This is a genomic window from Devosia sp. MC532 (genome assembly GCF_016461625.1).
In the GTDB taxonomy this organism is placed as follows: domain Bacteria; phylum Pseudomonadota; class Alphaproteobacteria; order Rhizobiales; family Devosiaceae; genus Devosia.
The window spans coordinates 1-13,895 of sequence record NZ_JAEMNZ010000002.1 but is presented as its reverse complement, the minus strand read 5'-3'; the positions used below and the strand labels follow the sequence as shown (position 1 = coordinate 13,895).

Annotated in this window: 14 protein-coding genes and 1 pseudogene; 11 read left to right on the top strand and 4 right to left on the bottom strand. The window is 56.8% G+C overall.

What is annotated here, in order from left to right; translation table 11 throughout:
- The first annotated feature begins 14 nt into the window (after positions 1-14).
- Positions 15-920: a DMT family transporter gene (locus JHC09_RS03090; protein ID WP_199530780.1), complete on the top strand. Its 906-nt coding sequence runs from the start codon at positions 15-17 to the stop codon at positions 918-920.
- A gap of 82 nt (positions 921-1,002) precedes the next feature.
- Here JHC09_RS03090 and JHC09_RS03085 read toward each other — a convergent pair whose 3' ends face one another.
- Positions 1,003-1,395, bottom strand: coding sequence for a DUF2147 domain-containing protein (locus JHC09_RS03085; RefSeq protein ID WP_199530779.1), 393 nt, complete (start codon positions 1,393-1,395; stop codon positions 1,003-1,005).
- A gap of 92 nt (positions 1,396-1,487) precedes the next feature.
- Positions 1,488-1,901 (bottom strand): GNAT family N-acetyltransferase, encoded by a 414-nt coding sequence (locus JHC09_RS03080; protein WP_199530778.1) that lies wholly within the window; start codon positions 1,899-1,901, stop codon positions 1,488-1,490.
- Between the two features lie 149 nt (positions 1,902-2,050).
- Between JHC09_RS03080 and JHC09_RS03075 the strand changes: the two genes are divergently transcribed.
- The 7 genes from JHC09_RS03075 (at position 2,051) to JHC09_RS03045 (ending at position 6,344) form a co-directional block, all read left to right on the top strand.
- Positions 2,051-2,644, top strand: coding sequence for a thymidine kinase (locus JHC09_RS03075; protein WP_199530777.1), 594 nt, complete (start codon positions 2,051-2,053; stop codon positions 2,642-2,644).
- Between the two features lie 4 nt (positions 2,645-2,648).
- Positions 2,649-3,038, top strand: coding sequence for an acyl-CoA thioesterase (locus tag JHC09_RS03070; protein ID WP_169196498.1), 390 nt, complete (start codon positions 2,649-2,651; stop codon positions 3,036-3,038).
- Between the two features lie 68 nt (positions 3,039-3,106).
- Positions 3,107-3,475 (top strand): SH3 domain-containing protein, encoded by a 369-nt coding sequence (locus JHC09_RS03065; RefSeq protein WP_199530776.1) that lies wholly within the window; start codon positions 3,107-3,109, stop codon positions 3,473-3,475.
- Positions 3,476-3,770: 295 nt separating this feature from the next.
- On the top strand, positions 3,771-4,493 hold the full coding sequence (locus tag JHC09_RS03060; RefSeq protein ID WP_199530775.1) for an SH3 domain-containing protein: 723 nt from the start codon (positions 3,771-3,773) through the stop codon (positions 4,491-4,493).
- A 99-nt stretch (positions 4,494-4,592) separates the two neighbouring features.
- Entirely contained in the window at positions 4,593-5,159 is a 567-nt protein-coding gene (locus JHC09_RS03055; protein WP_199530774.1) for a peptidase inhibitor family I36 protein, read from the top strand.
- Between the two features lie 179 nt (positions 5,160-5,338).
- Entirely contained in the window at positions 5,339-5,839 is a 501-nt protein-coding gene (locus JHC09_RS03050; protein ID WP_199530773.1) for a DUF3597 domain-containing protein, read from the top strand.
- 139 nt (positions 5,840-5,978) lie between these two features.
- On the top strand, positions 5,979-6,344 hold the full coding sequence (locus JHC09_RS03045; RefSeq protein ID WP_169196503.1) for a hypothetical protein: 366 nt from the start codon (positions 5,979-5,981) through the stop codon (positions 6,342-6,344).
- A gap of 80 nt (positions 6,345-6,424) precedes the next feature.
- Here the strand turns inward: JHC09_RS03045 and JHC09_RS03040 are convergent, their stop codons facing one another.
- Positions 6,425-7,825, bottom strand: a complete 1,401-nt coding sequence (locus JHC09_RS03040; RefSeq protein ID WP_199530772.1) for an autotransporter outer membrane beta-barrel domain-containing protein — start codon at positions 7,823-7,825, stop codon at positions 6,425-6,427.
- Positions 7,826-8,705: 880 nt separating this feature from the next.
- Between JHC09_RS03040 and uvrB the strand changes: the two are divergent.
- The 3 genes and pseudogenes from uvrB to JHC09_RS03025 all read left to right on the top strand — a co-directional run.
- Positions 8,706-11,180: pseudogene (uvrB, locus tag JHC09_RS03035) on the top strand (excinuclease ABC subunit UvrB); the annotation flags it as partial.
- 413 nt (positions 11,181-11,593) lie between these two features.
- Positions 11,594-11,848: a hypothetical protein gene (locus JHC09_RS03030; RefSeq protein WP_199530770.1), complete on the top strand. Its 255-nt coding sequence runs from the start codon at positions 11,594-11,596 to the stop codon at positions 11,846-11,848.
- A 1-nt stretch (position 11,849) separates the two neighbouring features.
- Complete coding sequence (locus tag JHC09_RS03025) at positions 11,850-12,884, top strand: hypothetical protein (protein WP_199530769.1); 1,035 nt, start codon at positions 11,850-11,852, stop codon at positions 12,882-12,884.
- Positions 12,885-13,171: 287 nt separating this feature from the next.
- Here the strand turns inward: JHC09_RS03025 and JHC09_RS03020 are convergent, their stop codons facing one another.
- Positions 13,172-13,519 (bottom strand): endonuclease domain-containing protein, encoded by a 348-nt coding sequence (locus JHC09_RS03020; protein WP_199530768.1) that lies wholly within the window; start codon positions 13,517-13,519, stop codon positions 13,172-13,174.
- Between the last annotated feature and the right edge of the window lie 376 nt (positions 13,520-13,895).

Genomic DNA, 13,895 nt, shown 5'->3' with positions numbered 1-13,895 from the left:
CTTTGCGAGTAATCATGTCCCGCCCCATCGCTACTCTGATGCTTCTCATCTGCACCATGTTCTGGGGCTTTGCCTTTATTGCGCAAAAATCGGCCATGGACATGATGGGGCCGCTGACCTTCGCAGGCGTGCGCTATATTCTGGGCGGTCTGCTCATCCTGCCGCTGGCGATCTGGGAATATCGCCGCAAAGCGCCAAAGCTCACCGCCAAACACTGGATGTTCATCCTGACCATGAGCTGCGCCTTCTTCTTCGGCTCATGGCTCCAACAGGCCGGTTTGAGAACCACGACCGCCACCAACGGCGGCTTCCTCACCGGGCTCTACGTTTTCTTCGTGCCGATCTTGGTCTTCGTCCTCTTCCGTACGAAACCCCACCCAATCCTCTATGCCGCTGTTCCGACAGCACTTATCGGCATCTACTTCCTGAACGGTGGCGGCCTCGACAGCTTTAATTCGGGGGATTGGACCATTGTCGGCAGCGCAGTGTTCTGGGCGGTACATGTGATCCTTCTGGGTCACTGCGCTCGCATCACGGGCCTACCCATCTTTGTTTCGGCCGTCAGCTTCCTCTTCGCGGGCGTCATCGCCTCTGGTATTGCACTCGGCACAGAAGCCCCTTCCATCGAGGCGATCAGTGCTGGCTGGGTCGAAATCGCCTATGCCGCCATTTGCTCGACAGCCATTGGCTTCACCTTCCAGGCCATCGGCCAGCAGCACGTGCCACCGGCCAATGCTGCCATCATACTCTCGGCCGAAAGTCTGTTCGCGGCCTTGGGCGGCGCTCTGCTCTTGGGCGAGCGCTTGCCGACAGTAGGCTATTTCGGCGCGGCACTGCTCTTCGCCGCGATCATTCTGGTTGAAGCACTCCCCCCGCTCTGGAACCGGCGCAAGGCGCACATCGAGCGGACGACCAACTAGGCTGCATTCGCTTCCGCTGAACGACCTCCCTCCCCATGAAGGGGAGGGATTGAGGGTGGGGTGCCTCATACAGAACAAGACCCTACCCGTTATAGCGATACATCTCGTAAGACTTGCAAAACACCGCCAGCACGCAGCCTTGCAGCGTAATCTGGTTCTCGTTCACCTGCGTGATCGTGCCTGCCGCCTTGTGGCCATAGAGGTTGAGTTGCCCCTTCCATTCGCCCGGTCGGGTTTGCTTGGCCTCGTTGATAATCAACTGATTGAGATAGGGGATATTTTCCGGCTGCTGCTCAGCGCCATTACCCAGCCAGATCAATCGAACGCAAAGTTGAGTGCCATCGCCACACATCGTCGCCTCATAGCGACTGTCGCGCATTTCAATTTCCCATGTGCCGACCGGCGACGCAAAAGCAGGGGTGGCCGCAGCAAGCGCAAGGCCAGCACCCAAGGCGTATCGAGCAAATCGGTTCATCTCACACTCCAAAATCATTGGCTTAGGTCTAGTGCGCCACGGCTGAACTGAAACTGAACATCTGGGAAATTGATCTCGTTCCCCTCGGCCCGCTATTCACTTGGCCGATCCAGCCCCATGGTGATCGTGACACAGGGCGAGCCCATCTCGCTGCCCGGCTCATTGTAAAGCTCGACCCAGCCGCGCCGGAGATAGAATTGACGCGCCCTGTCGTTAAATTCGCGCACTTCCAGCCGACGCGCCCCACGCCGTTCTGCATCTGACATCATCAGCCGCCCCACCCCGGTTCCCAGATGGTTGACCGCGACATGGATGGCGTGAAGAAACCCGCCTTCAAGGTGATAGATCCCGACCAGAGCCCCGTCCCGCTCCGCCACGGTGAACTTGGTCCAATACTGGCGAGCATAGCTATCCCCCGGACGTCCAAGCAAAAATGTCTGGCGCGAGGTCACACTGACATGCGGCCCCCAGTGGGCAATCCACGAGCGGAAGAATAATTTGTACAAGTCCGGAAGGTCATCCTCCCGCGCCGCCCGTAAAATCAGCCTCTCCATCGCTCTCCCACTCACCTGTTGAAGCCAGCACTCTTAGGCTTTCGCCCAGCCGCCCTGAGGTCTATCGCTATCCCAATCAGGGCCGCAGCAGGACTCGAAACATGGCTAAGCTTTATTTCTCCTATGCGGCGATGAACGCGGGCAAGTCTACCCTCCTCTTGCAGGCGGCGTATAACTACCGTGAACGCGGCATGAATCCGCTGCTCTACACATCCGCACTTTACGCCGATGGCGGCGAAGGCTTGATCTCGTCCCGCATCGGCATTTCCGAACCTGCTCAGCTCTACGCTGCGGAGGACGATGTCTACCAATCGGTCAAAGATCAGCACGAAGCGGCCAAAGTCGATTGCGTCTTCGTCGATGAAGCGCAGTTCCTGACGCGCGATCAAGTTTGGCAGTTGGCGCGGGTCTCGGACCGGCTGAAAATCCCGGTCATGTGCTATGGCCTGCGCACCGATTTCCAAGGCAAGCTTTTCCCCGGCTCGATGGAGCTGCTCGCCATCGCCGATATCCTGCGCGAAATCCGCACCATTTGCACCTGCGGCGCCAAGGCGACCATGGTCGTGCGCCAGGACATGTCCGGCCGCGTCCTCACCGCAGGCGACCAAGTGTCTATTGAAAAATCTGTCTATCTCTCCTTATGTCGTAAGCATTGGGAGGAAGCCGTCGGCCGTTGGCCGCCTAAAGGTCCTTAAGAATATGAATGACTCTGCCACTCAGCCTACGGGAACGCTCACAATCCGCACTTTGGCCATGCCAGCGGATACTAATCCTGCTGGCGATATTTTCGGCGGATGGGTCATGAGCCAAATGGACATTGCCGGTGCTATCGCTGCGGTCGAACGGGTCCGCGGACGCGTCGTGACTGTTGCGGTCGAAGCGATGACATTTATTGCGCCAATCAAGGTCGGCGATGTCCTGTGCGTCTACTCCACAGTCGAACGCGTTGGCCGCACCTCGATCACAATAGCTCTGGAAGCATGGGTGCGCCGCGAACGCCACGAAGACCGCCAGAAGGTCACCGAAGCGCGCTTTGTCTATGTCGCACTCGATGAAAATGGCGAGAAGCGCGCCATTCCTGCCGAATAATCAAAGCCATGAAACGCTGCGAAAGTGCCGTTTCATGGTTTCTGGCTTACGCGCTGGGTTTTGATGGCATGAAACCCATCTCAATCCGGCTCGCCGCCATCCTACCCGCATTTCTGCTTACGCTGCTCGCAAACAGCGCCAATGCAGCAGAGATGGTCGCCGTGCATTCCGGCCCAAGCCGAGACCACGCTATTCTTGAGTTCATCAGCACCAGCGACCGCATAGATGGTCTTCAATGCACCCAACAATGGTGCGCAGTCCGCATTGGCACTCGCGCAGGCTGGATTTATGAACCAGACCTTCTGTCGCTCGCCAACGCGCTGAACAATAAAGGTAATCCCGGCGCTCCGCCGGCGCGCATCCCCGCGCCTCACCCGTTGGACCGCCCAACTGCGCCTGAACCTCGCTTGCTCGAGGCCCAACCGGCGCGGCTGTAAGGCGCTTCTTGCCGACAGAGGATTGTCTTTGACGATTCTTGCCGGTCTCTCGAAAAATTCGAGAATTGCTAAGTAAAAATAATAAAGATCTGAATTACGGTGAAACCGCAAAGTTGAACACAGCGTTCAGCTAGCGTTCAGACGCATTACTGTTATCTGTTCCACATAACGAGTCTCCGCAGACTTCGTCACAGCAGTCACAAAATCGTCGGAACCCTCCGAAGGCCGATCCGTTTGGTGACCAAACAATATTGAGCAGAGCCGGACCAATGGGCTTTGTAAGGGGATAGTCACTATGCACAGCAAGACTCGTAAGAGCCTCCTCAACTTCGTCACGGGCATCGCCATTGCCGCCGCAGCCGTCGTTGTCTTCATGCCTGATGCCCAGGCAGCCCCCGGCACTGTCACAACCAATGTGAACGTGCGCAGCGGTCCAGGCACAAATTACGGTGTGGTTGCCGTGGCAGTTCAGGGCCAGCGCGTGGATGTGCAGCAGTGTGAACGCTCGTGGTGCTACATCAATACCGGCCGCACCTCTGGTTGGGTCTCTGCCCAATATTTGCAGCCAACAGGTGGCGGCAACACGCCAAACCGCCCGAATAACAATAACCAGCCAGGCTTCAATTTCGACATCACCATTCCTGGCGGTCCATCCATCAGCATTGGCAATGGCAATCAGCGGCCACAGCCGCCGGTCGTTCGCCCAGAACCGCCGCGCCCAATGCCGGTGCCTCCGCCGCGTCCTCCGCGCCCACAGCCGATGCCACAGCCAGTTGCTGACGACATCTGCTTCTTTGATCGCACGCAGTTCCGTGGCGACAGCTTCTGTCTGCAGCCGGGTGATGCGCAGCGCGATCTGCGTGGCTGGACAGATCGGATCTCCTCGATCGACAATCCGGGCCGCTACACGATTGAAGTCTGTTCGGAACGCAATTTCCGGGGCTGCCGTACCTATACGACCAGCGCCTCTTCTCTGGGTGATTTTGACGATTACATCGCCTCAATCCGGATCCGCTGATTTCCCAAATCAAACGCCGCCCCTCGGGGCGGCGTTTCCCTTTTCAGACCAATCGTTTCCAGATAAGGTGACGAAAATCAATCCGGATCTATAGTCCTAATGCGCTCTGTTTACGCTGTTGCATTTGCTGTTTTCGCGAGCTTGCTTGCGGCCACCCCAAGCTCCGCCCACGCACTTTCGGGTAGCCACGCGTGGAGTAAATCAACGCTGGAGCTTCGCACTGGTCCGGGTACGAAATACGCCATCACCGGGGAAATCGCTGGTATCGCGCCGATCAAAGTTCTCCGCTGCCAAAAGCACTGGTGCGTGGTCGACGGTCCTACCGGTCGGGGTTGGACCAACATCGGCAAGATCGATTTCGGCACGACCACACGCGATGTGGCACTCAATGTTCCCGCCAAGGATCTCTCGAACGGCGAGATGTGCTTTTACGAAGGTGCCAATTATACCGGCGCCTATTTCTGCTTGTCATCGGGCAATACTGTGCGCGATCTCGGCCTCTCGGGTTGGGACAATCGGGTGACCTCCGTTCGCGTCATCGTACCAACCAGCGCCGCGCTATGCCGGGACCGTACATTCCAATCCTATTGCGAGCGCATCACCGAGAGCCAACCGCGTCTTAGCCGCTATCTGACCCGCAACCTCTCCTCGCTCCGCGTCTATTAAGTGCCTCGTTCAGAACCAAACCGATGAGCGCGCCGAGGGCGCGCTTTTTTCTGACCTGAGTGCCAAGCCTAGCCAAAATATCTCCCCTCCCGTCGTTACCATTTCTAGGGTGGGGCGTTCTGTCTTTACCGCCTTCGCAACTTCGACGTCGCGACGGCCAAACAACATGGAGGATTACGATGGGTTTCTTTGACGCCATTAAAGAGAAGATTTTTGGTGCCCCTAAGACCGAACAAACCAGCGCACCGCAGGGCCTAGACCCCAAGGCCTCGCATCACGGTAGCGTCGTCGGCACCACAGATTCTACACCTGTCGCGCCAACACCAACCCGCGAAAACCTCGCAGCAGGCACCGCCCATGCGAATGCAGCGCCACCAGCTTCAGGTGCATCCGCACCGGCGTCCGGCGCAGCTTCGCAGGCCAGTGTTGATGTTGCGGCCATTCTCGACGCGGCAGTCGCTGAGTCTGGCCAGCAGCTGAATTGGAAGACGTCCATCGTCGACCTCATGAAGGCCCTTGGCATCGATAGCTCGCTGACCGCTCGTAAGGAGCTTGCCGACGAACTTGGCTACACCGGCGACAAGTCCGACAGCGCCACCATGAACATCTGGCTCCACAAGCAGGTGATCAGCCAGCTCAAGGCCAATGGCGGTACAGTCCCAGCCAATTTGCTGGATTAATCTCCCCATAGGATGCCTGCTACGGCAGGCATTCTCCCAATACCAATCCAGAAATATCCCTATATACCAGCCCTTTGCGCCGCACTACGCTTGCGCGGCGACGCACCGAACAATCGGGCGTGCACAGGGAGGATATAAATTGCCGTTGGTATCTCAGCATTACTTCCGCATAGCCGTCATATTTCTCATCATTGGCATCTGCTTTGGCCTTTATATGTCGATCAGCACCGACCATCGCTTCACCGGCGCCCACGCGCACTTAAACTTGGTGGGCTGGGTCACCTCAGCACTATTCGGCATCTATTTTGCACTCAATCCGAGCAAAGCCACTGGCCAACTGGTGCGCGCTCAATTCTGGATCTTCGTCGTCGGCGTCGTGATCATGACGTTGGCGCTCGCGCTCTTGCTTGCCGGCAATGCGGCCATGGTGCCATTCGTGGCGGGCGGATCAATGATCACCTTCGTCGGCGTGCTGCTATTCTCCTACATCGTTTGGAAGAACTGACGTCGCCAAGACGGTTACACCAATAGAAAACGGGTACCGATCATTGATCAGTACCCGTCGCAACTTCCCACTCTTGGCGATTAGAACTGCGCTTTAATCTTAGCCGACGCCCCGAGGCTACGGGCCCCAGCCGAAGTTGCGTTGCCATCAAGGCCGAGCACCACTTTGATGCCACCATCGCTAACCAGTTCGGCGCCAATCCCGCCCTGGATCATCTGGCTCCACGCACCGTTGGTTCCAACCATGCCCAGATCGAGACTTACATGCGGGGTCAGAACCCAATTTTCGCCCGCGTCAAAGCTGTGCTCAATCCGGCCACCGGCACTCGCGGTCAACTGTTGCTGCACGTTTGCATCGACGTTCTGGGTGGTGCCTGCGCCGTTTGAAACGCTGTAACCAGCAATATTCTCGCGCATATAGAACAGCGTAGTGTTCGGACGGAAACGCGTGCCCTCACCCAGTTCGACATTGCCACGAAGTTCGGCTCGGGCAAGCACACGGTCCGTCGAAAAGTCACCGCTGAAATCATCGAATTTCAGCGTGTTCCAGCTCTTCCCGTAGAGCGCCGCTACGTCAAAAAAGACGTTTGGCGCAACTTCAGCGGAAGCATAAGGGCCCACGAGGAAGCCGGCCCCTGTCGTGTTCTGGCTATCGGATTTGTCGTTCATCCAATCGCCGTAGAGCACGCTGCCAACGAGCAGGTTCTTGTCGACCAAAACGTCAACACCGGCCCCAACAAGGCCAGCCTGGCCCCACTGCAACCCGCCGCCATTGTCGCGGGCATAAACATTCATATCCCCGTCGATCCAGAAGTTCGCACCCTGATCGTCAACAACGACAGTCTGACCCAACTCAGTCACCGCCTGCGACGCAGCAGTCATAGCCAGTGTGCTGGCGGCAAAATTCATCGCCACACCACTGCCCGCCGGATTGATGGAAATCGTACCGGGCGTACGCGCTGCCGACATCTGCCGACGCTGCTGCAGCATCCCGCTGAACAGCCCTGCGTGGAGCTGACGACCACGGGCCTGCACCAAGTCTGAACTGATCTGCTCAGCTGTGCTGACCTGCTCAGTATTTTCTGGCGGGCTTACAGGGCGCTCGATTACCGTAACAGTTACAAACTCGGTACCATAATCGCCGTGATAAATTTCTAGTTCATAGTCGCCCGGCGTAGCAAACGTCAGATTGAATGTGATTTGGTTCCCGACACTCTCGGCTTCATCCCACGCGAGTTCATTGTAGAGGTCCTGCCCGATATAGTACCAATTTGCGTCCACAAAACTGCTATGAGTAAAAGTAACCGAACTGTTTCCTGTATAAACGGGATCTGGAGAATAGGTTACGGTCGCATACGCCACGCTCGGCACCACTGATACGGCGCCAAACACCATCCCTCCCAGCACCACACGCGCTAGACTATGTGCGAATGCGCGAACGATCTTGTTCGCGCGGCGACAGTACGGTTGGAACTGCGGCATGGGTAAAATCGCTCCCTTCAGCTGCAAAAATGACAAGCTCCAGCCGAGTTCTCGAGTTCCGGTGACTTAAATCGTTGCAGTGAAATGTTTTCTCTCCCCTTTAAACGTCGCCACCAACCAATTCAGGCGCGGGAAAATCCAATATCAACAGCGCCTCGTGCCCCCAAAGCCCTCAACCGCTCCATTCACGTCTGCGCCAAAAGCACCTGCCTCGCTCCCGTGTCGCTTCCGCCTTCACCAATATTCAAGCACCGCGCCTGCTTGGTCTCGCCAGCCCCGAAGGCACGCCAAACCGCCACGCTCTCCCCGTCTCCAGCGATTTTCGCGATGCGGTAAACCTCGCCACCCGCCTCTATAATGATTTGCGTTTTGGCAGCGTCGAAAACAGCCCGCTGTTCCAGTCGTGGCGTGTCTCGGCCCCGGCCAACCCGCTTGGGGCGCCCACGCCCATCAAACGCGCACCGAATTAATTGCCAACATCGCCCGCGCTCACAAGTCTGCGCGGCGCTAACGCACTGGGGGTGGCCGCTCGCCACCTCTCACGCCTCGACAAGACACCGCACGCCCTTCCTGACATACCCTGTCAGCAGCATGGTTCCCTCTCTGTTCGTTCGCAGCTACACTGACATCAATATTGAAGTTGCTGGCTACACGTCCCATATCAGTGCCATCGCATCATCGGTGAAAAACTCAGAATCGCCGCCCATTCCGGCAGCGCCTCTGCGCCACGTTCAGTTTAGGGTTTCCTATGGCCGACAAATCTCCTCGCCCCGGTAAAGCTGAATTCTCCATCGATGAGTTTTTCGCCGAGATCGAAAAGGCCGAAGACATTGCCGCCAGCAAGCCGCTTTATGCCGAGCGCATGAAGAACAAAGTCCGCATGGACCGCGAGGCTTTGGCGGAGGCCGACAAGAAGGACGCTGCAGCAAAGGCCGCTGCCAAGGAAGCTGAAAAGGCCGAAAAAGCTGCCGCCAAAAAGCTCACTGCCCTCGAAAAGCGCCGCACCACCAAGGCCAGCCACGACACCGCTACCGGCATGTCGAAAAAGACGTCTAAGACGAAGATCAACGCCGTTGATCGTGTCGATTTTTCGGGGCTTGGGGAAGCCGCACAGGCCGGCTTTAATCACATGCCCGCCAACATGCCGGCGAATGAGGAAGCGCAAGAAAATATCCGCGCTCAGCTCAACGCCTCGGTCAAAAAGAACAAGGCCCGCAACAACGAAGACGTCTCCAATGCGACCACCGTCGGCGTCACCGCAACGGTGAAGGCGCTGGAGCAGATCATTCTGCATGGCCGTAAAGAAGTGGAAGGCTCGGCCCCCTGGATGCCGCATCGGCCCGAGCGTCCGGCCAAACGCGGCGCCTCCCTGCCCTTCCGCCTCGACACCACTTACACGCCCTCCGGCGACCAGCCCACGGCGATTGCCGAGCTGGTGGAAGGCATTGAGAACGGCGAAACCGATCAGGTGCTGCTCGGCGTTACCGGCTCGGGCAAAACCTTCACCGCTGCCCAAGTCATTGCCCGCACTCAGCGCCCCGCGCTGATCCTTGCGCCCAACAAGACCTTGGCCGCCCAGCTCTATTCCGAGTTCAAAGGCTTCTTCCCGGACAACGCCGTCGAGTATTTCGTTTCCTACTACGACTACTACCAGCCGGAAGCCTACGTCCCGCGCACCGACACCTATATCGAAAAAGAGTCGACCATTAACGAGCAGATCGACCGCATGCGCCACTCGGCCACCCGCGCGATCCTCGAACGCGATGACGTGATCATCGTCGCCTCGGTCTCCTGCATCTACGGCATTGGCTCGGTGGAAGACTACACCGCCATGACCATCGACGTGCAAAAAGGCGAAAACATCGACCATCGCCAGCTGCTCGCCAAGCTCGTCGCCCTGCAATATAAGCGCGGCGATACCGGCTTCGTCCGCGGCACGTTTCGTGTGCGCGGCGATACGGTCGAAATCTTCCCGGCCCACTATGAAGCTGCTGCCTGGCGCGTCTCCCTCTTCGGCAATGAGGTCGAGGCGATCACCGAGTTTGACCCTCTAACAGGCAAAAAATCTGCCGACCTGACCTTCATCCGCGTCTACGCCAATTCTCACCACGTCACCCCGCGCACGACGATGAACATGGCGATCAAGCAGATCAAAGCCGATCTCGCCGCGCGCCTGCAGGAACTCAACGGCGCTGGTCGCTTCCTCGAAGCGCAACGCCTCGAACAGCGCTCCCTCTTCGATCTCGAAATGATGGAAGCCACTGGCTCCTGCGCAGGCATTGAAAACTATTCGCGCTACTTCTCCGGCCGCAAGCCGGGCGAGCCGCCACCGACCCTCTTCGAATACCTGCCAGACAATTCCCTCGTCTTTGTCGACGAAAGCCACGTCACCATCGGCCAGCTCGGCGCCATGTATCGTGGCGACTTGCGCCGCAAGGCGACCCTTGCCGAATACGGCTTCCGCCTGCCCTCCTGCATGGACAATCGCCCGCTCCGCTTCGAGGAGTGGAACGCCATGCGCCCGCAGTCTGTCTATGTCTCGGCCACGCCCGGCTCATGGGAAATGGACCAGACCGGCGGCGTTTTCGCCGAACAGGTCATTCGCCCGACGGGCCTCATCGATCCCCCAGTGGAAATCCGCCCGGCCACCCATCAGGTCGACGACGTCATCGACGAAATCCGCCAAACCATCAAAACCGGCTACCGTACGCTGTGTACGGTTCTCACCAAGAAGATGGCGGAAGACCTCACCGAGTACATGCACGAGCAAGGCATTCGCGTCCGCTATATGCACTCGGACGTCGACACCATCGAACGTATTGAAATCATTCGCGATCTTCGCCTTGGTGCCTTTGACGTTCTGGTTGGCATCAACCTGCTCCGCGAAGGTCTCGACATTCCCGAATGCGGTCTCGTCGCCATTCTCGACGCCGATAAGGAAGGCTTCCTCCGCTCGGAAACCTCACTGATCCAGACCATCGGCCGCGCCGCGCGTAACGTCGACGGCCGCGTGGTTCTCTACGCGGATAAGGTGACGGGCTCAATGGAACGGGCCTTGGCCGAAACCAATCGCCGTCGCGAAAAACAGGTCGCATACAACCTCGCCAACGGCATCACGCCGCAGTCGGTCAAGGCACGCATTAACGACATCACCGACAGCGTCGCCGACCGCGACCACGTCACCATCTCGATTGGCAAGACCAAGGACGGCAAGGAAAAGATCGTCACCGGCGACAACCTTGCGACGGTCATCAAAGACCTCGAAAAAGAAATGCGCGAAGCCGCCACCAACCTCGAATTCGAAAAAGCCGCAAGACTGCGCGACGAAGTAAAACGCCTGCGGGAGATGGAACTGGACGCGCTGGACGGCGTCGACCCAATGGAGGCTTAGAAAGGTAGTGATCGACGCACTATGCCGCGGCAACGCGCCGAATATCTAGAACATATAGCTATTGCCAAGTATTTTTGTATTTCAGCCGCACATACATATCGCAGTTCTGTTTTTGCCAATACAAAGCTAACATGAACAACGAATGACGACATTACTGCACGACTGAAATCTACTTGTTAGTTTTCTATAAATTTCGTATCCACCTCTAAAAATAAGGGGGGGATAGTAATTTGACAACGTGGAAGATCGATCTACCGCACCAGTGCCCGCCTGCGGTTGCAGCGCCCAGACCAGGCCGCTATCTAAGGCTGGTTCCAGATACAGAAATAACTCCAAATACATTTTGTTCACAACTTGAGCTTAAAGAGCCTAGACCAGTGACGGTCGACGAATGCGGCTGGGCTTCGTGTTCATTATTGGCGTACGATGAGAGTGAAGATGATCCTCTGCGGCGCGCTCGCGACTTCTTCCGCTTAAAAAAGCTGAAACGGAAATACCGTTTCTTCGCTCGCGTTGAATTGGACAATGACAACGGTGTCGTAGCGCCGAATGACGCTGATACGGTTCACTTCCATCTTTGGGCTTTCAAGCACGCACCACAGCCGAAGGTACTGGGTTTCGAGGAAGCATAAAATGGCGATTAAAGTCTCGTTTCCCAGCGCGTACGCTAAATACGTCCAGACGCTTGTCGAATACGACGGACCGCAGGTGGTCCTTTTGGAATCGAATAAGGGAGGGATGTATATTTGTGTCCCTATCGATGACGAAATTTCCGGTTATGATATCCCCTTCCTTGCAAGTGGCATCTCAAAAAAGGACTTCACACTTTACCTGAACGAGTACTTTGACCTCCGATATTTAATGGAGAAAAAGTCCACTTTAAGAACTTATGTCTTCGACATTGCAAAAACAAAAAATGATTACTTTCACTTAAAATACATTCAGTCAGTTCAAGAAACTAGAGAAAAATACATTCCTGAATCAGGATTCTTCTCAAGAAACCACACGCAAAAATATATCAACCAACAAGAATCAATATCCGCGACCCACACCTATTTCATCGACGGCAAATGGACGACCACCGACTTCTCTAGGTTTTACGCAAGACTATCCGACTTGTATTCCTTATTCGCGATTGCGGACGTGGCCGATGATAATGCTTTAGCGGAAGAGAAGCTTGAAGCAGCACTGACCTCATATTCGTTTCAAGGTGGCGGTTCTTACCGCAACAGCTTTAAAGACCTCGGTGAGGCGGCAAACGATACCTATCCCTTGAGGGTGTCCCGCATACAATATGCGTCGCCCGGACGGATTGACGTTAGGGGGGACGCGGGCCCGCTAAGACTAGTAGATAACATCATCAAAGATTTCGGCGATGGAGGCGAACACCTACGCGAAGTCTCCAAAAATCTTTACTCTACGCTCCAACGCGAAGGCGCTCTTGGCAAGAAGAGATTAAATTTCAGCAACGATGTAATGGAAGCGCACGCTCATAAAATGTCCATGGAGATCTTTAGAGCATCTGGACTTCCTAACCTGGATCATATTCAGGCTATTTGCGCTGACCGACCTGTAGTATTTGCAAAGCTAGCTCTCGCCATTTACCGGCGGGCTATCACGATCGCTCGCTTTCACGAAGAAGGGCGCGTATCTCTGCAACCGCGATAGCGGAGTGCTCAACCCTACGGGCGCGAGCCTAGGCTAGTTTCACGGCACGGGCGACCGCCTCGATGCGATCTCTCCCCCTTCCTGAGGGGGAGCGGGCACTCGGCACAACACGCCCGAAACATCTTCTGTGTCTAAAGCGCTTCACCACTGGCAACCCTGCGCAGCGCTGACCTGCAACTGCATTCCCCCCACCCAGCCTCCCCCGCAAGCGAGGGAGGGGCTAGGCCTGTGGCCGTCACCACTACCCAGACACACTCGATGCCATCCCTCCCCCTACTAGGGGGAGGTTAGGTGGGGGTGCCAAGAACGCGGCACATCACACTGAAGACACCCTCAAGGCTCTCGTACGCGTCAACATTGGTCAAGCGGAGAACCGTAAAACCTTGGCGTTCGAGATAAGCCGTCCGCGTCGCGTCGTGCACAAGTTCCGCGTCGGATGAATGGCTATCGCCATCAATCTCGACAACCAGCTTTATCCGCCTGCAGCAGAAATCGACCACGTATGGGCCAATAGGCGCCTGCCGCCGCCAGTGTATTCCCTGCTCTCTCCACGGATAAAGCAGCGCCCAAAACTGGCGTTCAGCGTCGGTCTGGTTGCGCCTTAGGCTTTGTGCAAACTTGATCTGGTCACGCATGGTCGCCCCCACCCAACCTCCCCCGCAAGCGAGGGAGGGGTCGGCCGGTGTTTGTGGCGGCTACGCGGCCGGCTCAATGCCATCCCTCCCCCTATTAGGGGACTGTTTACAACTTGCTCATTTGGGATTCTAGTTTGACTGCTTGGGGGTGATTTGCCGGAGGGTTTGAGATGGATTGTCCAGATTGTTCTAGCACTGCCACGGTCAAGCGCGGTCTCAAGGCGGGTTACCAGCGATTTAGCTGTAAGGAGTGTGGTCGGTACTTTACTGATCGCGCCCCTAAATTCAGCGCTCAGACAAAAGCGCAGGCCGTTCAGATGTATCTCAACGGCACCGGCATTCGGGCCATTGGGCGCGTCCTTTCGGCCTCCCCAGC